Here is a 22,552-nt window from a genome sequence, read left to right on the forward strand (position 1 = left end):
TCATTATCGATAAAGTGCAAATATGATAGATAAAAATTTAAATTATCATTAAATGTATGAATTTTCCTTAAAGTTTTATTGATTATCAAGTACTTACAACACTATTAAATGAAATAATAAATGGTTTTGACTAGTAGGACATCTAAGCCTATACCTATATATTTGTAAAAATTATTTTAATGAAGTTTTTAGACGAAATAAAAAGAAGGAGAACCTTTGGTATTATATCACATCCTGATGCAGGAAAAACAACACTTACAGAAAAGTTGTTACTTTTTGGTGGAGCAATTAATGAAGCTGGAGCAGTTAAGAGTAACAAAATTAAAAAAGGTGCCACTAGTGATTTTATGGAAATTGAACGCCAACGTGGTATATCTGTAGCTACTTCTGTCCTTGCATTTGAATATGATGGTATCAAAATAAACATCTTAGATACCCCTGGACATAAGGATTTTGCTGAAGATACCTTTAGAACATTAACAGCTGTAGATAGTGTAATAGTTGTTATTGATGTTGCTAAAGGTGTTGAGGAACAAACGGAAAAACTTGTAGAAGTTTGTAGAATGCGTAACATACCAATGATTGTTTTTATTAATAAAATGGATCGTGAGGGTAAAGATGCTTTTGAATTATTAGATGAAATAGAACAAAAATTAAAATTAACAGTAACACCTTTAAGTTTCCCGATTGGTATGGGTTATGATTTTAAAGGAATATATAATATTTGGGAGAAAAATATTAATCTTTTTAGTGGTGACAGTAGAAAAAACATTGAAGAAACCATTGAAATAAATGATCTTGAATCGACAGAGTTAAATACTTTAATAGGAGAGAAAGCAGCCAAGACTTTACGTGAAGAAATTGAATTAGTTGAAGGTATCTACCCTAAATTTAGTAACGAAGATTACTTAAAAGGAGAGTTACAGCCTGTATTTTTTGGATCAGCATTAAACAGTTTTGGTGTTAGAGAATTATTAGATTGTTTTGTGGAAATAGCTCCGAAACCAAGACCAAAAAATAGTGAAGAGCGACTTGTTTTACCTGAGGAAGATAAATTTTCTGGTTTTGTATTTAAAATACACGCAAACATGGATCCTAATCATAGAAATAGATTAGCCTTTGTTAAAATAGTTTCGGGTGAGTTTAAAAGAAACACTCCGTATTTACATGTAAGACATAATAAAAAAGTAAAATTTTCTAGCCCAAATGCTTTTTTTGCAGAAAAAAAGAAATTGTAGATATCTCTTATCCTGGTGATATTGTTGGTTTACAAGATACTGGAACCTTTAAAATTGGTGATACACTTACAGAAGGTGAAATACTAAACTATAAAGGAATACCAAGTTTTTCTCCTGAGCACTTTAGATATATAAATAATGCAGACCCATTAAAGTCTAAACAACTTTTTAAAGGAATAGATCAGTTAATGGACGAAGGTGTTGCACAGTTATTTACATTAGAACTTAATGGAAGAAAGGTAATTGGTACTGTTGGAGCTTTACAATATGAAGTTATACAATATAGGTTAGAACATGAATATGGTGCTAAATGTACCTATGAAAACCTAAATGTGTATAAAGCATGTTGGGTTGATCCTGAAGACAAAAAAAATAGTGAGTACAAAGAATTTTTACGCGTTAAACAACGCTACTTGGCTAAGGATAAAAGAGGACAGTTAGTATTTTTAGCAGATTCGCCATTTTCTTTACAAATGACTCAACAAAAATATCCAAGTGTTAAATTTCATTACGTTTCGGAATTTGAATAGTAAAAAATCACATTTAAATCGTTTTAATACACGATAGAACTCCACACTTAATGTTACTATTTAAATTTACTAAAGCCTCTTTAAATGCGGTTAAATAAAGTCAAAAACCTGATCAATATAGTTAAAACTAATTTTAAATATTTTTAGAATAGTTTTTGACTATTTAAATTTTAACTAATATAAAAAAGCCTTTTTAATTTTATAGAAAGGCTTTTTTATTTATGCTTGCCCAGTAGGTCCAAAATTTAAAGGAATTGGTGGCTGTTCATAATCTTTAATTTCGCCATGTGCTTTTTCAAATCTCTTAACATTTTCGCTTAAAGCTTTTAATAATCTTTTAGCATGTTGTGGTGTTAATATAATTCTAGACTTTACTTTACTTTTAGGCGTACCAGGCATTATACTAACAAAATCAACAACAAACTCTGAAACTGAGTGATTTATAATAGCTAAGTTAGAGTAAATACCCTCTGCAATTTTCTCGTCTAATTCTATATTAATTTGACCTTGTTTAGGTTTATTATCATTATTATCTGACATATGTTATTTTTTTAAACAAAGAATCCTGCAAATTGCAGGATTCTTTTAATTATTAAATTACTTATAAAATCAACATTATATTGATTTACAATTAGTTATAATTAACTTCTTGTTTAGCTTTCATCATTTGATCAAACTCTTCTTTAGATCCAACGATAATATTATCATAAGCTCTCATACCTGTTCCTGCTGGTATACGATGACCTACAATTACATTTTCTTTAAGTCCTTCTAATGTATCAATCTTACCAGCTACAGCTGCTTCATTTAATACTTTAGTAGTCTCTTGGAAAGAAGCTGCAGAAATAAATGATTTAGTCTGTAAAGAAGCTCTAGTAATACCTTGTAAAATTGGCGTCGCTGTTGCAGGCTGCGCGTCTCTTGCTATAACTAGTTGTTTATCTTCACGACGTAAAATAGAGTTTTCATCTCTTAATTGGAAAGCAGATATAATCTGACCTTCTTTTAAGTTTGAAGAATCACCAGCATTTTCTACTACTTTCATTCCAAAAATGTTATCATTTTCTTCAATAAAATCAGATTTATGTGCTAATTGATCCTCTAAGAAGATAGTATCCCCAGAATCAATAATTCTTACTTTACGCATCATTTGTCGTACGACAACTTCAAAATGCTTATCATTAATTTTCACACCTTGTAAACGATATACTTCTTGCACTTCGTTAACTAAGTATTGTTGTACAGCAGATGGTCCTTTAATATTTAAAATGTCATTTGGTGTAACTGAACCATCAGATAATGGCATTCCTGCTTTAATAAAGTCATTTTCTTGTACAAGAATTTGACTAGATAGCTTAACTAGGTATTTCTTAATTTCTCCTAATTTAGATTCTACGATAATCTCACGATTACCTCTCTTAATTTTACCAAAAGATACAACACCATCAATAGCACTTACTACTGCTGGATTAGAAGGGTTACGAGCTTCAAACAATTCTGTAACACGTGGTAAACCTCCTGTAATATCACCAGCTTTTGCAGATTTACGAGGAATTTTAACTAAGATTTTTCCAACCTTAACTTTTTCTCCATCATCAATCATGATGTGCGCACCTACTGGTAAGTTATAAGAACGAATTGCTTCACCTTTACCGTCTTCAACAATAAGTGTTGGTATTAATTTTTTATTTCTAGATTCAGAAATTACTTTTTCTTGGAAACCTGTTTGCTCATCAATTTCAACTTGATAAGTTATACCTTGTTCGATATTTTCATATCTAACTTTTCCAGCAAATTCTGAAATAATAACTCCGTTATATGGATCCCAAGAACAAACAACATCTCCAGCTTTTAAAGGATCTCCATTTTTAACAAAAACGTGAGAACCATAAGGAATATTATTAGTACTTAAGGTAATTCCTGTTTTCTTATCTACTAACTTAAGTTCTGATGTACGAGAGATTACAACATCTACTGCTTTACCATCGTTGTCAGTACCTTTAACAGTTTTTAAATCTTCAATTTCTGCTATACCATCAAACTTAACTACAAGTTTGTTTTCTTCAGAAATGTTACCTGCAATACCTCCAACGTGGAATGTACGAAGTGTTAACTGAGTACCTGGTTCTCCAATAGATTGTGCTGCTACAACTCCAACTGCTTCACCACGTTGTACCATTTTATTGGTAGCTAAATTACGACCGTAACACTGCGCACAGATACCTTTTTTAGCTTCACAAGATAATGGCGAACGAACTTCTACAGACTCAATTGGTGAATTCTCGATTCTAGCTGCTACAACTTCGTCAATTAATTGACCTGCTTCTGCTAAAACTTCTTCACTTAAAGGATCATATACATCATTTAATGAAATACGACCTACTATACGTGCTTCTAATTTCTCAACAACTTCATCATTTTTCTTAAGTGCAGAAACTTCTACTCCTCTTAATGTACCACAGTCTTCGCTATTAACAATAACATCTTGTGAAACATCCACTAAACGACGTGTTAAATAACCTGCATCGGCAGTTTTAAGTGCTGTATCGGCAAGACCTTTACGTGCACCGTGAGTTGATATAAAGTATTCTAAAATTGATAATCCTTCCTTAAAGTTTGATAAGATCGGGTTTTCAATAATAGATCCTCCACCTAGTAGATTTTTTAGGCTTAGCCATTAATCCACGCATACCTGTAAGCTGACGAATCTGTTCTTTAGATCCACGTGCTCCAGAATCAAGCATCATATACACCGAGTTGAATCCTTGTTGGTCCTCTCTAATACGTTTCATTGACAATTCAGTCAATTCCGCATTGGTAGACGTCCAAATATCAATAACTTGGTTATAACGTTCGTTATTTGTAATTAATCCCATGTTATAGTTACCAGTAACACCATCAACTTTTTGGTTGGCAGCATCAATCATAGATTGCTTTTCTGGTGGGATAATAATATCTCCTAAACTGAAAGATAAACCTCCTCTAAATGCGAAGTTGTATCCTAAAGTTTTAATTTCATCTAAGAAAGCTGCAGTTTCAGGTACACTAGTTACTTTTAAAATATTACCAATAATATCTCTTAAAGATTTTTTAGTTAATACTTCATTAATAAAACCTGCTGCTGCTGGAACTTTTTCGTTAAACAAAACACGACCAACAGTAGTTTCAATAATTTGATACACTAGTTCGCCAGCTTCATTAAAGTCCATTGCTCTAACTTTAATACCTGCGTTTAATTCTACTCTCTTTTCATTGTAAGCAATTGTTACTTCTTCTGCAGAGTAAAATGTTAATCCTTCACCTCTTACTGGAACTTCAGGTGTAGAATATCTGTGCTTAGTCATATAATATAAACCAAGTACCATATCCTGAGAAGGTACAGTAACTGGAGCACCATTTGCAGGGTTTAAGATATTATGAGATGCTAACATCAACATCTGACATTCTAGTATCGCTTCAGGTCCTAATGGTAAGTGAACAGCCATCTGGTCACCATCAAAATCCGCATTAAATGCAGCACATGCTAATGGATGTAATTGGATTGCTTTACCCTCAATTAATTTAGGTTGAAAAGCTTGAATTCCAAGTCTGTGTAACGTAGGAGCACGATTTAAAAGCACTGGGTGTCCTTTTAAAACATTTTCTAATATATCCCAAACAACTGGTTCTCTTTTATCTATAATCTTTTTAGCAGATTTTACAGTTTTAACTATACCTCTTTCAATTAATTTTCTAATTACAAAAGGCTTGTATAATTCTGCTGCCATATTTTTTGGCAATCCACATTCAAATAATTTTAATTCTGGTCCAACAACAATTACAGAACGTGCTGAATAATCCACACGCTTACCAAGTAAGTTTTGACGGAAACGACCTTGCTTACCTTTAAGTGAATCTGATAAAGACTTTAAAGGTCTGTTAGAATCTGTTTTTACTGCAGACGACTTACGTGTGTTATCAAATAAAGAATCTACAGACTCTTGTAACATACGTTTTTCGTTACGTAAAATAACCTCTGGTGCTTTTATCTCAACTAATCTTTTAAGACGGTTGTTACGGATAATTACACGACGATATAAATCATTTAAATCAGAAGTAGCAAAACGTCCACCATCTAAAGGCACTAATGGTCTTAATTCTGGTGGTATAATTGGCACTACTTTCATTATCATCCATTCTGGACGATTCTCTCTATTTTCATTAGACTCACGTAAAGCTTCTACTACTTGTAAACGTTTTAAAGCTTCTGTTTTACGTTGTTTAGACGTTTCTGTATTAGCTTTATGACGTAACTCGTAAGATAACGTGTCTAAGTCTATTCTAGATAATAAGTCAATAAGACACTCAGCTCCCATTTTAGCAATAAACTTGCTTGGGTCTGTATCATCTAAATATTGATTATCTTGAGGAAGTGTTTCTAAAATATTTAAGTACTCTTCTTCAGTTAAAAAATCTAATTTTTGTAAAGGCTCTCCTTCTTCATTTTTAGCATTACCAGGTTGAATTACTACATAACGTTCGTAGTAAATAATCATATCTAATTTCTTAGAAGGTAATCCTAAAATGTATCCTATTTTATTTGGTAAAGAACGGAAGTACCAAATGTGAGCAACAGGGACTACTAAATTAATGTGTCCTACTCTATCACGACGTACTTTCTTTTCAGTAACTTCAACTCCACAACGGTCGCAAACAATTCCTTTATATCTAATACGCTTATATTTACCACAAGCACATTCGTAATCCTTTACAGGACCAAAAATACGCTCACAGAATAAACCATCACGTTCTGGTTTATGTGTACGATAATTGATAGTTTCTGGTTTTAAAACCTCACCTCTAGATTCTGCTAATATAGATTCTGGTGATGCTAAACCAATCGAGATTTTGTTAAATCTCTGTACTGTATTCTTATCTTGCTTTTTTGCCATAATTCTTATAGTGTTCAGTTTGTAAAGCAGTTTTTAATACATTAAAAACTGCTCGACTCACTTAAAATTATTCTTCTAATCTAATGTCTAATCCTAATCCTTTCAATTCGTGCATTAATACGTTGAAAGATTCTGGTAATCCAGGTTCTGGCATTGGTTCTCCTTTAACGATAGCTTCGTAAGTTTTAGCTCTACCAACTACGTCATCCGATTTAACAGTTAAGATTTCTCTTAATGTTGCAGATGCTCCGTAAGCCTCAAGTGCCCAAACTTCCATCTCTCCAAAACGTTGACCTCCAAATTGTGCTTTACCACCTAAAGGTTGTTGCGTAATTAAAGAATATGGTCCGATAGAACGCGCGTGCATCTTATCATCTACCATGTGTCCTAATTTAAGCATATAGATAACTCCGACTGTTGCAGGTTGATCAAAACGATCTCCTGTTCCTCCATCATATAAATATGTATGACCATATCTAGGGATTCCCGCTTCATCAGTTAACTCGTTAATTTGATCAATTGTAGCACCATCAAAAATTGGAGTTGCATACGTACGACCTAAATCTTGACCAGCCCAACCTAAAACAGTTTCATAAATCTGTCCAATGTTCATACGAGATGGTACACCTAATGGATTTAATACAATATCAACTGGAGTTCCATCTTCTAAGAATGGCATATCCTCTTGACGTACAATACGCGCAACAATACCTTTGTTACCATGTCGTCCTGCCATTTTATCACCAACTTTTAACTTACGTTTTTTAGCGATGTAAACTTTTGCTAACTTGATTATTCCTGCTGGTAATTCATCTCCTACAGATATAGTAAACTTCTCGCGTCTTAAAGACCCTTGTAAGTCATTTTCTTTAATCTTATAATTGTGTATTAAATCAGCAACAAGCTTATTAGTATGATCATCAGTTGTCCAAGTACCACCTGTTAAGTGAGTATAATCGTCAACAGCATTTAACATTTTTAGAGTGAATTTTTTACCTTTTGGTAAAACTTCTTCTCCTAAATCATTAAATATACCTTGAGATGTTTTTCCGTTAACAATAGTGAAAAGTTTTTCAACTAATACATCTTGTAATTGATCAAACTTAGTAAAGTAAAGATTTTCTAATTTAGCTATATCTTCTTTATCTTGAGCTCTCTTTCTTTTATCTTTAACTGCTCTAGAAAATAATTTTTTATTAATAACTACACCATGTAATGAAGGTGAAGCTTTTAATGAAGCATCTTTTACATCTCCAGCTTTATCACCAAAAATTGCACGTAAAAGTTTTTCTTCTGGTGTTGGATCTGACTCTCCTTTAGGAGTAATTTTTCCAATCAAAATATCACCAGGTTTAACTTCTGCACCAACACGAATCATACCATTTTCATCTAAGTCTTTAGTAGCCTCTTCAGAAACGTTTGGTATGTCGTTTGTTAATTCTTCATTTCCTAATTTAGTATCTCTAACTTCAAGAGAATATTCATCAATATGAATAGATGTAAAAATATCTTCACGAACAACTTTTTCAGAAATTACAATTGCATCCTCAAAGTTATACCCTTTCCAAGGCATAAAGGCTACTTTCATATTTCTTCCTAAAGCTAATTCACCCTTTTGAGTTGCATAACCTTCAGATAAAACTTGTCCTTTAGTAATTTTATCGCCTTTTTTAACAATTGGCTTTAAATTAATAGAAGTTCCCTGGTTAGTTTTTCTAAACTTAACTAATGGATACGTTTTAATATCACTATCAAAACTAACTTTAGCATCGTCTTCTGTTCTTTCATACTTGATAACAATCTCATTTGCATCAACATATTGCACAACACCATTTCCTTCTGCATTAATTAAAACACGAGAATCTGATGCTACTTGTCTCTCTAAACCAGTTCCAACAATAGGAGCTTGAGGACGTAACAACGGAACAGCTTGACGCATCATGTTAGATCCCATCAGTGCACGGTTGGCATCATCATGCTCTAAAAACGGAATAAGTGAAGCAGATATAGATGAAATTTGATTAGGTGCTACATCTGTATAATGGATATCTTTAGGATCCATTACTGGGAAGTCACCTTCCATACGTGCAATTACCTTATCATGTAAAATCTTACCGTCTTCATCAACTTTAACAGTCGCTTGAGCAATTAATTTATCTTCTTCTTCTTCAGCACTTAAATAAATAGGTGCTCCTTTAATATCAACAACTCCATCAGTAACTTTTCTATAAGGCGTTTCGATGAATCCCATAGAATTCACTTTAGCATATACAGATAATGATGAAATTAATCCAATGTTTGGTCCCTCAGGAGTTTCAATTGGACAAAGTCTACCATAGTGAGTATAGTGAACATCTCGAACCTCGAATCCTGCTCTTTCTCTTGATAAACCACCTGGTCCTAATGCTGATAAACGACGCTTATGCGTAATTTCGGCAAGAGGATTAGTTTGGTCCATAAATTGCGATAATTGGTTTGTACCAAAGAAAGAATTAATAACAGACGATAACGTCTTAGCATTAATTAAATCTATAGGTGTAAAAACCTCGTTATCACGAACATTCATACGCTCACGAATAGTACGTGCCATACGAGCTAAACCAACACCAAACTGAGAAGATAATTGTTCTCCTACTGTACGTACACGACGGTTAGATAAGTGATCAATATCATCAATCTCTGCTTTAGAATTGATAAGTTCAATTAAATATTTAATTATGGTAATAATATCTTCTTTGGTAAGCACTTGCTTATCCATTCCAATATCTAATTGTAATTTTTTATTCATTCTGTAACGTCCAACTTCTCCAAGAGAATAACGTTGATCACTAAAGAATAATTTATCTATAATACCACGTGCTGTTTCCTCATCTGGCGGCTCAGCATTACGTAGTTGTCTATAAATATGTTCAACAGCTTCTTTTTCAGAGTTTGTTGGATCCTTTTGAAGTGTATTATGGATAATTGCATAATCTCCCTGTTGAGCACTTTCTTTATGTAAAAGAATAGTTTTAACGTCAATCTCAAGAATTTCCTCAATATTATCTTTATCTAATTCTGTATCACGATCTAAAACAATCTCATTACGCTCAATAGAAACTACCTCACCAGTATCTTCATCAACAAAATCTTCATGCCATGTATTTAATACACGAGCAGCTAATTTACGACCAATGATTTTTTTAAGACCAGACTTAGAAACTTTAACCTCTTCTGCAAGGTCAAAAATTTCTAATATATCTTTGTCGCGTTCAAAACCAATAGCTCTAAAAAGAGTAGTTACTGGTAACTTCTTCTTTCTATCAATGTACGCATACATTACTTGGTTAATATCTGTAGCGAATTCTATCCATGATCCTTTAAAAGGAATAACTCTTGCTGAATATAATTTGGTTCCATTTGCATGGAAAGACTGACCAAAAAATACACCTGGAGATCTATGTAATTGAGAAACTACTACACGTTCTGCTCCGTTGATACAAAAAGTACCTGAAGGTGTCATGTAAGGTATAGTTCCTAGGTACACATCCTGGACAATGGTCTCGAAATCCTCATGTTCAGGGTCTGTACAATATAACTTTAACCTAGCTTTTAATGGAACGCTATAAGTTAGTCCTCTTTCAATACATTCTTCAATGGTATATCTTGGTGGATCAATAAAGTAATCTAAAAATTCTAATACGAATTGATTACGTGTGTCTGTAATTGGAAAGTTCTCCATGAAGGTATTGTATAGACCTTCATCACCTCTTTCTTCAGATTTTGTTTCTAACTGGAAAAAATCCTGGAAGGATTTAATCTGAATATCCATGAAATCCGGGTATTCTGTTCTATTTACAATAGACGAGAAATTTAATCTTTCAGCTTGTGTTACTAACATCAATGGACGAAATTTTGATTAAAAAAATTATTTTATATAGCTAATCACTATATACGACAAATGGTTTAGGTCGTAAAGCACATGCTTCAGACCTAAACCTTTGTAAAATTATTTGGTAAGCTTACTTAAGCTCAACCTCAGCTCCTGCCTCTTCTAAAGAAGTTTTTAAACCTTCAGCTTCATCTTTAGAAACTCCTTCTTTGATGTTGCTTGGTGCGCTATCAACTAATTCTTTAGCTTCTTTTAATCCTAAACCAGTTAATTCTTTAACCAATTTTACAACTGCAAGCTTAGATGCTCCAGCAGCTTTAAGAACTACATCGAATTCAGTTTGAGCCTCAGCAGCATCACCTCCTGCAGCTGGTCCAGCTGCAACAGCTACTGCAGCAGCAGCAGGTTCGATACCATATTCATCTTTTAAAATAGTAGCTAACTCATTTACTTCTTTTACAGTAAGGTTAACTAATTGTTCTGCGAAATCTTTTAAATCTGCCATTTTTCTATCGTTTTAATTTTGTAATTTAATATATAATTGTAATAGTGCCTAATTTGATATTATCCCTCTTTCTGAGATAATGTTTTTAAGATACCTGAAAGTGTTCCACCGCTAGATTTAAGAGCCGAAATAACATTCTTAGCTGGAGACTGTAGTAATCCTACTATATCACCAATTAACTCTTCTCTAGACTTGATGTCTACTAACATATCTAACTGATTGTCTCCTAAGTAAACTGCTTCTTCAATAAAAGCACCTTTTAATAAAGGCTTATCAGATTTTTCTCTAAAAGTCTTTATTACCTTAGCTGGAGCATTACCAGTTTCGGAATACATCACAGATGTATTTCCTTTTAGTATTGATGGTAAATCTCCAAAATCTCTGTCTGAAGCTTCCATCGCTTTTTCAAGTAATGTGTTTTTAACAACTGCTAACTTAATGTTTGCTTTGAAACAAGCGCGACGTAAGTCAGAAGTAGTACCTGCGTTTAAACCAGAAATATCTGCTATATAGATATTTGAATTTTCGGCTAATTGTACAGTTAAGTCTTTAATTACTTGTGATTTTTCTTCTCTAGTCATAATATAAAGTTTTTAACTCCTTAACCTATTTTAGTATCCACAGCAATACTAGGACTCATGGTAGAAGACATAAAAATGCTCTTTACATAAACTCCCTTTGCAGCAGTTGGTTTAAGTTTTAATATTGTTGTTAATAATTCGTTTGCATTGTCTTCAATCTTATCAGCAGTAAATGAAGCTTTTCCAATTGAAGCATGAACGATACCAGTTTTATCAACTTTAAAATCAATTTTACCAGCTTTCACTTCTGTTACAGCTTTTGCAACATCCATTGTTACCGTTCCAGTCTTAGGGTTAGGCATTAAACCACGAGGACCTAATACACGTCCTAAAGGACCTAATTTACCCATAACACTAGGCATAGTAATAATTACGTCAACGTCAGTCCAACCACTCTTGATTTTATCAAGGTACTCGTCTAAACCAACATAATCAGCACCAGCTTCTTTAGCTTCAGCCTCTTTGTCTGGTGTTACTAAAGCTAATACTTTAGTATCTTTACCAGTTCCATGAGGAAGAGAGACAACACCTCTAACCATTTGATTAGCTTTACGAGGATCTACACCTAAACGTATTGCTAAATCAACAGAAGCGTCGAATTTAGTGTTAGTAATATCTTTTATTAATACTGAAGCTTCCTTGATAGAATAAACTTTATCCTTTTCAATTTTAGCTACAGCTTCTTTTTGTTTTCTTGTTAATCTTGCCATTTTAAAATCTTTTTAGGTTAATTTGGTGCATCACCACCTTTAACAGTTATACCCATAGATCTTGCAGTACCAGCAATCATCTTCATTGCAGAGTCTAAAGTAAATGCATTTAAATCTACCATTTTGTCTTCCGCAATAGTTTTGATTTGATCCCAAGAAACTTTTGCTACTTTCTTAACGTGTGGTTCTCCCGAACCTTTTTTCACTTTGGCCGCTTCTAGTAACTGTACAGCAGCTGGTGGTGTTTTGATTACAAAGTCAAATGATTTGTCTTTGTAAACTGAAATCACCACTGGTAAAACTTTACCAGCTTTATCTTGAGTTCTAGCATTAAACTGCTTACAAAACTCCATGATATTAACTCCTGCAGCACCTAGAGCGGGTCCAACCGGTGGCGAAGGATTCGCTGCACCTCCCCTAACTTGTAGTTTAACTACTTTTCCTAGTTCTTTTGCCATTTTGAATGAATTAAATTGATGCATTAATTAAGTGGAAGCTTAAAAATGCATTATTATTAGTGTAACAATTATTATATTTTTTCTACTTGCATGTAACTTAACTCTAATGGCGTCTTTCTTCCAAAGATTTTAACCATTACCTCTAACTTACGTTTTTCTTCATTTATATTCTCAATAGTTCCATCAAATCCATTAAATGGACCGTCGATAACTTTAACGGTTTCACCTTTAGTAAAAGGTATAGCCACATTTACATCCGCATCTACAGATAACTCATCCACTTTACCTAACATTCTATTTACTTCAGACTGTCTTAGAGGTAACGGATCTCCACCTTTAGTAGCACCTAAAAAACCAATAACATTTGTAATAGATTTAATAATATGCGGTATTTCTCCAGTAAGATTTGCTTTAATCATTATGTAACCACTAAAGTAAACTTTTTCTTTGTTTACCTTTTTACCATTTCTGATTTGCACAACATTTTCAGTAGGAACTAAAACTTGCTCAACATAATCTTGTAAGCCTAGTCTAGCTATTTCATTTTCAATATAAGCCTTAATCTTATTTTCTTGACCACTTACAGCTCTTACTACGTACCATTTTTTTCTCCAACTTCCGCCATATCAATCTATCCTATTAAATTAAAGTATAAACTAATTACTTTACTAAAAACAGTATCAATACCCCAAATAGCTAAAGAAAAAATAATAGAAAAAACAGCCACAAGAATAGTTAAACTTTGTGCCTCAGACCATGGTGTCCAAGTAACATTGTTTTTTAACTCTCCAAATGATTCTTTTATATAATTTACAATTCCAGCCATGTTATTTTATTTAATGTCATCCAATGGAGCGGACTCCTTTAATACTATTTAAAAACAAATTTTGCATTTGATTTTAGTTGCACGGGTTGAGAGACTCGAACTCCCGACACCTGGTTTTGGAGACCAGTGCTCTACCAACTGAGCTAAACCCGTAAATATAAATCAAGGCACTTCATAACAAAGTGCCTTAATTATATATATTATAAACTATTAATTAGTCTAAAATTTCAGTTACCTGACCTGCTCCTACTGTTCTACCACCTTCACGTATAGCGAAACGTAATCCAACATTCATTGCGATCTTTTGGATTAACTCAACATGAATAGTTAAGTTATCTCCTGGCATAACCATCTCAACTCCTTCAGGTAACGCGATGTTTCCAGTTACGTCAGTTGTACGAACGTAAAATTGAGGACGGTAGTTATTATGGAATGGAGTATGACGTCCACCTTCTTCTTTTTTAAGGATATAAACCTCAGCTTTAAATTTAGCGTGTGGTGTTACTGAACCTGGCTTAACAATTACCATTCCTCTTGAGATTTGAGATTTCTCAATACCTCTTAAAAGAATACCTGCGTTATCTCCAGCTTCACCTCTATCTAATATTTGACGGAACATTTCGATTCCTGTAATTGTAGATGTTAATTTTTCAGCACCCATACCAATAATCTCTACAGGATCTCCTGTATTAGCAATACCAGTTTCGATACGTCCTGTTGCAACAGTACCACGACCTGTAATAGAGAATACATCCTCGATAGGCATTAAGAAAGGCTTATCAACCTCACGTAATGGCTCTTCGATCCACGCATCAACTTGCGCCATTAATTCCATTACTGTATCCACCCATTTTTGCTCACCATTTAAAGCTCCTAATGCAGAACCAGAAACTACAGGTCCATTATCTCCATCATACTCATAGAAAGATAATAATTCTCTAACCTCCATGTCTACTAACTCTAAAAGCTCTTCATCATCAACCATATCCACTTTATTTAAGAATACAACGATTCTTGGGATACCAACTTGACGACCTAATAAGATGTGCTCACGTGTTTGTGGCATAGGACCATCAGTTGCAGCTACAACTAATATAGCTCCATCCATTTGTGCAGCACCAGTTACCATGTTTTTTACGTAATCGGCGTGACCTGGACAATCTACGTGTGCATAGTGACGATTAGCTGTAGAATACTCTACGTGTGATGTATTAATTGTGATACCTCTTTCTTTTTCTTCAGGAGCGTTATCAATTTGATCGAATGATCTTGCTTCTGATAAACCTGCATCAGCTAATACTTTAGTAATAGCAGCAGTTAAAGTTGTTTTACCGTGATCTACGTGTCCAATTGTACCAATATTTAAGTGTGGTTTTGAACGATCGAAAGTTGCCTTTGCCATGTTTTAATAATTTAATCTTAGTTATATAATAATATTAGTGTATTCTTAATTTGTATTCTTTATTCTGAGCCAATGACGGGAATTGAACCCGTGACCTCTTCCTTACCAAGGAAACGCTCTACCCCTGAGCTACACCGGCTTAAATATTAGAGCGAGAGACCGGGTTCGAACCGGCGACATTCAGCTTGGAAGGCTGACGCTCTACCAACTGAGCTACTCTCGCAATTATTTAAAATCCTTTGTTGTTTAAAATAATCTTTTAAAAAAAGTGGGGAGAGCAGGATTCGAACCTGCGAAGACGTAGTCAGCAGATTTACAGTCTGCCCTCGTTGGCCGCTTGAGTATCTCCCCTATTTTAAACTTTTCACTCTATTAAAGAACTTATGCAAAGTTAAAACAAATAATTATCTACTTTAACTTTATTTTGAGCCGATGGAGGGACTCGAACCCACGACCTGCTGATTACAAATCAGCTGCTCTAGCCAGCTGAGCTACATCGGCTTTTTTCTGCTAATTTTACTTCTAAAAAAAGCCCGCTATTTCTAACGGACTGCAAATGTAAATATTTATTTAATTATTCAAAACATTTTTATGAAATATTTTTAAAATTTTCTCTTAATTTTTGTTTTCGCTTTTTTAATTGCCTTTCCAAAGAGGCTACAGCTATGTCTGCTCCCTCTTCAAATGTCTTACATTGCTTTTTAACAACCAAGCAATCACCTGGCACATTTATTTTTGCTTCAAATATTTTATTAAGCTTATTACTACTCTTTTCTACTTTAAGATAGACTTCTGATTGAATTACTTTGTCATAGTACATTTCAAGTTTATCCATTCGTTTTTGGATGAACTCCAATAATTGGGGATTGGCATTAAAGTTTACTGCCTGTGTGTTTACCTTCATACTTTAAAATTTAGTGGTTAAACATTTATTTTTTACTTCTAGGGTGTGCTTTTGCGTATACTTTTTTTAACTCAGCTATACTATTGTGAGTATAAACTTGAGTAGCTGCTAAACTAGAATGCCCTAATAGCTCTTTGACTGCGTTTAGCTCTGCACCTTGATTTAATAAGTGCGTAGCGAAAGAATGTCTAAGAATATGTGGACTTTTCTTCACCTTAGTTGAAGCTTTACTAAAGTAATCATTTATAATTCTGTAGACAAGAGTTTCATATACTTTAACTCCTTTTTTTGTTAAAAACAAATACTCATTATCTGTAATAGTTTCTAATTTATTTCTTTCTAACTTATAAATCTCTACACTATCCATTACCATGTTTAATAAAGGAATAATACGTTCTTTATTTCTTTTACCTAAAATTTTAATTGTCTTATTTTCTAAATCAATATCTTTTAATTTAATGTTTATCAACTCTATACGTCTAATTCCTGTCGAGTAAAATAATTCTATTATTAATTTATTTCTAACACCTTCAAAATCTTGATTGTGGTTAATTTGATCTAGAACTGTATTAATTTCATTTTCTGAAAAGGGGATTTGAACTTTTTTACTTGTTTTTAATGCCTTATGTTTTGAAAGTGGATTTAGCTTTACTTCTTCAATTTTAAGTAGGAATTTAAAGAAGCCATTTAATGCAGAGATCTTTCTATTTATACTTCTGTTGGTTATTCCTTTTTGAACTAAATTAACAATCCAAGATCTAATTTGCGAATAATTTGTTTCTTGAATAGTATTTGTTTCTTCTTCACTAGAAATAAATGCCATAAAGGATTCTATATCTTTTTTATAAGCATTAACAGTTAGCTGGGAATATTTTTTTCAAGCAACAGGTAATCTAAAAAGGCTTTTAGTAGCATTAAGCGTATAGTATTTAAGTTTTATAAATATACCTTTTTTGTTTTGGGTATGTGTAAAAATAAAAAAACCACTAACTAATTAGTGGCTTTTTTTATTAATTGAAACTATTTATAAAGCTTCTTGATCTCTTAAATGTTGTACATATTGAGCTTTTTGAATTTTAGCTCTATTTTCTATTGACGGTTTAACAAATTGCTTACGACCTTGCAAAACTCTTCTAGTTCCCGTTTTATCAAACTTACGTTTGTAGCGTTTTAATGCTCGTTCTATATTTTCTCCGTCCTTTATTGGAATTATTAACATAGTGTCTTAACCTCCTCTCTTTTAAAATTTTGAGGCGCAAATATAATTAGTTATTTATATTTTACAATAAAAAAAGTGCTTTTTATTGTTTAAAAAGTGTGGAACGTTTAGTTAAATCCTTAATTAACTTTTCGTCTTCTTCACTTTCTAGCAATGTATTATAGTTTTCCCAAAATGTTTTATCGTAAGGTTTTATAGAAAAAATATCTGAATCCCAGTCTTGATTTAAAGCTGCTTGTACTTGTTCTTGATCTTGAATTATTTCTGTAAACAAAATTTCTTGTACTGTATAATAAAACCGTTCTTCCTTATTAAAAAGTGCTTCCTCTTCTTTATCAATTTTACCTACGGGTTTATAACCAACATTGACAAGTTTTGGAGTTTCGTAATAGATATAATTTGGATACATTCTATCTTGATATTCCATGTAGGATATAACTAGTTTATGGTTTATTTGCGTATCAAATAAGGTTTTACTTCTACTTTTTTGCGCATTAGATCCTGCTTTTAATTGATATTCAATTTTTTTAATTGCAAAATTATCCCAATAAATGTATATCCAACCTTCTGCAATATAACCTTCGTTATAAATGCCTTCTGTGTCTAAACCAACAAAATCTTCACTTTTATCTATCTTAATTTTATAAATTTTTCTTTCGTTATCAACTAAAATCGTATCTAATTTAAATTGATGTGTTGCTAACACATCTTTACCTAACAATGCTTTTGGACTTTTAGAATTACGTACTAAATTAAGTTTTCCTTTAAACAAATTATCTAAACCATTTACTCTAGTATCATTCCATTTAATAGACTTTATTAGTGATGATTTAGCGATAGTATCTCTTCGTAAATTTTTAGGTTTTAAATTAACATTGGCATTATATTTTAAATATGTAGCATATGAAAATAAACTATCTACATCACGTAAATCGTAACTTTTTCTGACCTGATCTACGTTTATTTTAAGATTATCTTTTCCTCCTGTGACATAACTAGAATCGTCATACAAAGTAATTGCACTTTCAACCAACCATTTAAATTCTTTTTTATTTCGCTCTTTATGTCTTATAAAACCTTTTTGTAAGTATGGTAATTCTGGAAGGTTATTTTCTAATTTTTCTAGCGCTCTAAGTACAATATCGTTTCCCGTTTTGGGTCTGTTTTCTGCGATAATCAAGATTTCATCTAAGGATGCTACATCTTCCTCTAATAAAATATCAAACTCGTTATCAAACTGATCTATTGTTGTTTTGTAGCTTTTAAAACCAATTGAAGAAATGATAATGGTATCCTTTTCATACGTTTTAGGCACTAATAACACAAACTTACCATCTGCATTTGTAATAGTACCAATTGTTGTGTTTTGAATATAAACACTTGCGTTTTCAATTGGCATCATACTCATAAAGTCTACAACTTTATTTTTTAATTCGGTTTGTGCCACAGCAAAGCTTCCTACGAGTAAAAATATTATAATTACTGTGGATTTGATCTGAGTCAATTTCATTTTAAATACTTTTAAATATTATTTGTTAGCAGAAACATAATCTTTTTAAAGATTACTATTTTAGCGAAAATAAACATTTATTTTCGCTAAAAAGCTAATCAAATTATTTTGTAGCAGGCTTATAATCTTTACCATCTATTACCATTTTAGCGATAATCTCTCTTAAGATTTCTGAAGTACCACCACCAATTGGTCCAAGCCTACTGTCTCTTAATAGTCTTGCTAATGGATATTCTTCCATGTAACCATAACCACCTAAAAACTGAAGACAATCGTAAATAACCTCGTCTGCTACTTTTGTAGATTTTAATTTAGACATCGTAGCTTCTTTTACTACGTACTCACCTTTTCCTAATCTATCTGCAATTGTATAGTTAAATGTTTTACAGATTTCTACTTCTGTAATATGGTCTGCTAAACGGTGTCTTAATGCCTGAAAACGGTCAATTGTTTTACCAAAAGCTGTACGCTCTGACATGTATTGCATCGTGTAATCCAAAGCAAACTCTGCTCTAGCATGTGCATTTACACCCATAATTAAACGCTCTGTCGCAAAATGTTGCATGATGTATGCAAACCCTTTATTTTCTTCTCCCATTAAGTTAGATGCTGGAATTGTTACATTATCAAATGCAATCTCTCCAGTGTCTGATGCTCTCCAACCTAATTTATCTAATTTAGTTGCAGACACACCAGGCGTATCTCTATCAATTAAGAAAATACTAATACCCTTATTACCTATTTCTGGATTTGTTTTTGCGGCAACTACTAAATAATCGCTGTATACTCCGTTTGTAATAAATGTTTTTGATCCATTAATTACATATGTATCTCCTTTTTTAACAGCTGTAGATCGCATTCCTGCAACATCACTACCTCCAAAAGGCTCTGTGATACAAAGACATCCAATCATGTCTCCAGTAATACTAGCTGTTAGATATTTTTCTTTTATGGCATCACTACCTTCTGCTTTTAAATGCGTCATTGCTAAATAAGCGTGTGCCCACATTGCTGCTGCAAAACCAGCTGAGTTGATTTTTTGTAATTCTTCTAGCAAAATAACCATATAGAAAATATCTAAATCCATTCCGCCATATTGCTCTGGGTAACTAATACCAAAAAAGCCCATATCGCCAAATTTTTTCCAAATAAAGCGTTCTATACTTCCTGTTTTTTCCCATTTATCAATATGAGGTACGACTTCTTTTTTTAAAAATTCGCGTAAGCTTTCTCTAAATAAATTATGCTCTTCACTGAAGTACATATTTTCCATAATACGTTGTGTTATTGTTAAGTTCTAATCTAGACGTAAAGATAACTTAATTATCTCTAATTTATTAACAGGAAAACCGTTAACTTTTGTTAATTCGTCAATGGATTTAAACCCATCACGCAAGGTGCGTTCTTCAATTATACTGTGTGCTACCTCATAATCAATATACTTAATAGTCACCAACTGCTCTTTAGTTGCTGTATTTAATGCAATTTTAGTAATTGCTCTTGGTGTTTTAATACTAAAATCCGATTTAATATTATCTATAACCTCTGGCGTTAATCCGTATACTTGTTGCAACTCTATAAACGAGTGAAACCCATTAATTTTATTCCTAAATTTAATGATACGTTCAGAGTATGAAGGTCCTATGCCATATACTTTTTGTAATTGTATCGCTGTAGCGGAATTTAAATCAAGCTTCTGCGCTTCAGTTTTTGCTGTTTTTGAATAACCTGTTTTAAAATTAGTCTGCTTTGGCTTTGGATTTGTTACCCAATCAGGAAATTTGAAAAAAGGCGAAATTTTGTTCAATACCGAATCGGATACCTTAGTAACGTCTTGAAATTGTTTTACAGAATTAATCCATTTGTCTTGCTTCCTAAAAGCTAACAATCTATCAATCTCTTGATTGCTTAATCCTAAAGTATAACCTTTATAATCGGTAATAAAATTTGGATTAAAGGGATAAATCTTTGGCTTACGTTTTTCTAATTGAATTGCTTTAAGCGAGTCTATTTGTTTAACAAATGCAATAACTTCTGAATCATTTGAAGCAAAGTCAGGATTTGTATCCATCAATTTTGGTAATAAAAAGTGATAAAAACTTTGCACTACAATCAAAATTAATAGCAATAAAAAAATCCCACTTCGTTGTTTTTTAGAAAACTGAAAGTGGGATTTAAAAGTCATTATAATGTTTTTTATATTTTACATTTCATCAACTAAATCTGTTGCACCATCTTCAATAGCATCTTCTTTTTTGTTGATAGCATTCATATACTTAGTAAGCTCCTTTTTAATAACTGGAGATAACATAACTACACCAATAATATTTGGCACTACCATTGCAAAAATCATAGCATCAGAGAAGTCAATAACAGCTCCTAAACTAATCGAAGCTCCTACAACAACAAATAATAAGAATAAAATTTTATAAATTAAATCTGTAATTTTTCCTTTTCCGAATAAGAAAACCCATCCTTGCATACCATAATATGACCAAGAAATCATTGTACTAAAAGCAAATAAAATAACTGCTATTGTTAACACGATTGAGAAGTGAGGAATAACCGTATCAAAAGCTGTAGCTGTAATCTCTACACCTTCTTTAATTTCTACACCGTATTCCATAAAACCACCATCAAAGTTTGTAATTACAATTACTAAAGCTGTCATTGTACAAATTACAACTGTATCTACAAAAGGCTCTAACAACGCAACAATACCTTCACTTGCTGGATATTTAGTACGTACTGCAGAGTGTGCAATTGCTGCAGACCCTACACCAGCTTCATTAGAGAATGCTCCACGACGTACACCCTGAATCATTACTCCAATAACACCACCTAATCCTGCTAATGGTGTAAATGCACCATTAAATATAGCCATAAACGCATCATCAATTAACGTAAAGTTAGCAAACAAAATAATTAATGCTGCTAATACATAAATACCAGCCATAAATGGCACTACTTTTTCTGTTACTGATGCAATACGCTTAATACCTCCAATAATTACAATAGCTACTAATACAGCCATTACAATCCCAAAGTACATTCCTGCATTTTCTCCTGTAAGATTAAATAATTTTGTAAACTGAGCTGCTGCTTGATTGGCTTGGAACATGTTACCACCTCCAAAAGATCCACCAACTACAAATATTGCAAAAAGCACAGCTAAAACTTTACCAATTCCGCCAGCTCCTTTTTCTTTTAATCCTTTAGTTAGGTAGTACATTGGTCCACCATATACTGTTCCGTCTTCACCTACATCTCTATATTTTACACCTAAAGTACACTCGGCAAACTTAGATGCCATACCTAAAAGTCCTGCAATAATCATCCAAAATGTTGCACCTGGACCACCAATTGATAGCGCTACTGCAACACCTGCAATATTACCTAAACCTACTGTAGCAGATAATGCTGCTGTTAACGCTTGGAAGTGAGACACTTCTCCATCTGCACCTTCAGCTTTCATTGTTTCAATGATATCTCCACCTGGTGTTTGATCTCCATATAATGAGTCTACACCATGTTTTTCAATATCCTCATATTTACCTTGTACTACTTTAATTGCAGTTCTAAATCCAGTAATATTGATAAACTTGAAATAAATTGTAAAAAATAAAGCACCTCCAATAAGAACAATTAATACCCACGGAATTTTTATAGTATCGGTAAAAGGAATTTCAGAGAAAATACCTTCAACAAACCAACCTGTATATTTTTTAAAGATAGCGTCTATACTATCTGCTGTACTATCTTGAGCAAAGGTTAGCAATGGTAATATTAATGTAAACATCGAGAGAAGATATTTCTTCATAATTTATTTATTTGTTAGTTAATTTTAAGTTAAGATTAGCAAGATGC

Annotated in this window: 18 protein-coding genes, 5 tRNA genes and 1 pseudogene; 1 reads left to right on the plus strand and 23 read right to left on the minus strand. The window is 32.7% G+C overall.

All coding sequences use genetic code 11. The features are described from left to right. The first annotated feature begins 179 nt into the window (after positions 1 to 179). Positions 180 to 1,768 (plus strand): annotated as a pseudogene (locus tag AC0L3M_RS07695) (peptide chain release factor 3). Between the two features lie 219 nt (positions 1,769 to 1,987). On the opposite strand, the gene AC0L3M_RS07700 reads toward AC0L3M_RS07695, so the two are convergent. The 23 genes from AC0L3M_RS07700 to AC0L3M_RS07810 form a co-directional block, all read right to left on the minus strand. Beyond that, entirely contained in the window at positions 1,988 to 2,308 is a 321-nt protein-coding gene (locus AC0L3M_RS07700) for a DUF3467 domain-containing protein (protein WP_145002527.1), read from the minus strand. A gap of 91 nt (positions 2,309 to 2,399) precedes the next feature. Then, on the minus strand, positions 2,400 to 4,409 hold the full coding sequence (locus AC0L3M_RS07705) for a DNA-directed RNA polymerase subunit beta' (RefSeq protein WP_473432489.1): 2,010 nt from the start codon (positions 4,407 to 4,409) through the stop codon (positions 2,400 to 2,402). After that, positions 4,402 to 6,699, minus strand: a complete 2,298-nt coding sequence (rpoC, locus tag AC0L3M_RS07710) for a DNA-directed RNA polymerase subunit beta' (RefSeq protein WP_473432405.1) — start codon at positions 6,697 to 6,699, stop codon at positions 4,402 to 4,404. Before rpoC ends, AC0L3M_RS07705 begins: the two co-directional genes overlap by 8 nt. A 67-nt stretch (positions 6,700 to 6,766) precedes the next feature. After that, positions 6,767 to 10,579, minus strand: coding sequence for a DNA-directed RNA polymerase subunit beta (gene rpoB, locus AC0L3M_RS07715; protein ID WP_145002533.1), 3,813 nt, complete (start codon positions 10,577 to 10,579; stop codon positions 6,767 to 6,769). A gap of 121 nt (positions 10,580 to 10,700) precedes the next feature. After that, complete coding sequence (gene rplL / locus AC0L3M_RS07720; protein WP_028283615.1) at positions 10,701 to 11,075, minus strand: 50S ribosomal protein L7/L12; 375 nt, start codon at positions 11,073 to 11,075, stop codon at positions 10,701 to 10,703. Positions 11,076 to 11,134: 59 nt separating this feature from the next. Continuing rightward, on the minus strand, positions 11,135 to 11,656 hold the full coding sequence (rplJ, locus tag AC0L3M_RS07725) for a 50S ribosomal protein L10 (protein ID WP_473432406.1): 522 nt from the start codon (positions 11,654 to 11,656) through the stop codon (positions 11,135 to 11,137). A gap of 20 nt (positions 11,657 to 11,676) precedes the next feature. After that, positions 11,677 to 12,366 (minus strand): 50S ribosomal protein L1, encoded by a 690-nt coding sequence (gene rplA, locus AC0L3M_RS07730; protein WP_145002539.1) that lies wholly within the window; start codon positions 12,364 to 12,366, stop codon positions 11,677 to 11,679. A gap of 17 nt (positions 12,367 to 12,383) precedes the next feature. After that, positions 12,384 to 12,824: a 50S ribosomal protein L11 gene (gene rplK / locus AC0L3M_RS07735; protein WP_028283618.1), complete on the minus strand. Its 441-nt coding sequence runs from the start codon at positions 12,822 to 12,824 to the stop codon at positions 12,384 to 12,386. Between the two features lie 71 nt (positions 12,825 to 12,895). Then, positions 12,896 to 13,387: a transcription termination/antitermination protein NusG gene (gene nusG / locus AC0L3M_RS07740; protein WP_473432490.1), complete on the minus strand. Its 492-nt coding sequence runs from the start codon at positions 13,385 to 13,387 to the stop codon at positions 12,896 to 12,898. A 68-nt stretch (positions 13,388 to 13,455) separates the two neighbouring features. Continuing rightward, a complete protein-coding gene (gene secE / locus AC0L3M_RS07745) occupies positions 13,456 to 13,650 on the minus strand; it encodes a preprotein translocase subunit SecE (RefSeq protein WP_028283620.1) in 195 nt (64 codons plus the stop codon). An 80-nt stretch (positions 13,651 to 13,730) separates the two neighbouring features. Next, positions 13,731 to 13,803: transfer RNA gene (locus AC0L3M_RS07750), tRNA-Trp, on the minus strand. 61 nt (positions 13,804 to 13,864) lie between these two features. After that, positions 13,865 to 15,052, minus strand: coding sequence for an elongation factor Tu (gene tuf, locus AC0L3M_RS07755; RefSeq protein ID WP_028283621.1), 1,188 nt, complete (start codon positions 15,050 to 15,052; stop codon positions 13,865 to 13,867). A 67-nt stretch (positions 15,053 to 15,119) separates the two neighbouring features. Then, a tRNA-Thr gene (locus AC0L3M_RS07760) sits at positions 15,120 to 15,191 on the minus strand. A gap of 11 nt (positions 15,192 to 15,202) precedes the next feature. Then, a tRNA-Gly gene (locus tag AC0L3M_RS07765) sits at positions 15,203 to 15,275 on the minus strand. 46 nt (positions 15,276 to 15,321) lie between these two features. After that, positions 15,322 to 15,403: transfer RNA gene (locus tag AC0L3M_RS07770), tRNA-Tyr, on the minus strand. Between the two features lie 76 nt (positions 15,404 to 15,479). Beyond that, positions 15,480 to 15,553: transfer RNA gene (locus AC0L3M_RS07775), tRNA-Thr, on the minus strand. A gap of 88 nt (positions 15,554 to 15,641) precedes the next feature. Beyond that, positions 15,642 to 15,956 carry a ribosome hibernation-promoting factor, HPF/YfiA family gene (gene hpf, locus AC0L3M_RS07780; protein WP_292949763.1) on the minus strand — a complete coding sequence of 105 codons (315 nt, stop codon included), beginning with the start codon at positions 15,954 to 15,956 and terminating at the stop codon, positions 15,642 to 15,644. A 25-nt stretch (positions 15,957 to 15,981) separates the two neighbouring features. Then, on the minus strand, positions 15,982 to 16,779 hold the full coding sequence (locus AC0L3M_RS07785; protein WP_473432407.1) for a tyrosine-type recombinase/integrase: 798 nt from the start codon (positions 16,777 to 16,779) through the stop codon (positions 15,982 to 15,984). 201 nt (positions 16,780 to 16,980) lie between these two features. Further along, a complete protein-coding gene (rpsU, locus tag AC0L3M_RS07790; protein WP_145002548.1) occupies positions 16,981 to 17,175 on the minus strand; it encodes a 30S ribosomal protein S21 in 195 nt (64 codons plus the stop codon). Between the two features lie 82 nt (positions 17,176 to 17,257). Next, on the minus strand, positions 17,258 to 18,685 hold the full coding sequence (locus tag AC0L3M_RS07795; protein WP_473432408.1) for a carboxypeptidase-like regulatory domain-containing protein: 1,428 nt from the start codon (positions 18,683 to 18,685) through the stop codon (positions 17,258 to 17,260). A gap of 103 nt (positions 18,686 to 18,788) precedes the next feature. Then, positions 18,789 to 19,958, minus strand: coding sequence for an acyl-CoA dehydrogenase family protein (locus tag AC0L3M_RS07800; RefSeq protein ID WP_292949769.1), 1,170 nt, complete (start codon positions 19,956 to 19,958; stop codon positions 18,789 to 18,791). Positions 19,959 to 19,982: 24 nt separating this feature from the next. Continuing rightward, positions 19,983 to 20,870 carry a ComEA family DNA-binding protein gene (locus AC0L3M_RS07805; RefSeq protein WP_473432409.1) on the minus strand — a complete coding sequence of 296 codons (888 nt, stop codon included), beginning with the start codon at positions 20,868 to 20,870 and terminating at the stop codon, positions 19,983 to 19,985. Positions 20,871 to 20,888: 18 nt separating this feature from the next. Further along, positions 20,889 to 22,505, minus strand: coding sequence for an alanine/glycine:cation symporter family protein (locus AC0L3M_RS07810; RefSeq protein ID WP_292949773.1), 1,617 nt, complete (start codon positions 22,503 to 22,505; stop codon positions 20,889 to 20,891). Positions 22,506 to 22,552 lie beyond the last annotated feature (47 nt).

This window comes from Olleya sp. KJ81-1 (assembly GCF_055808135.1).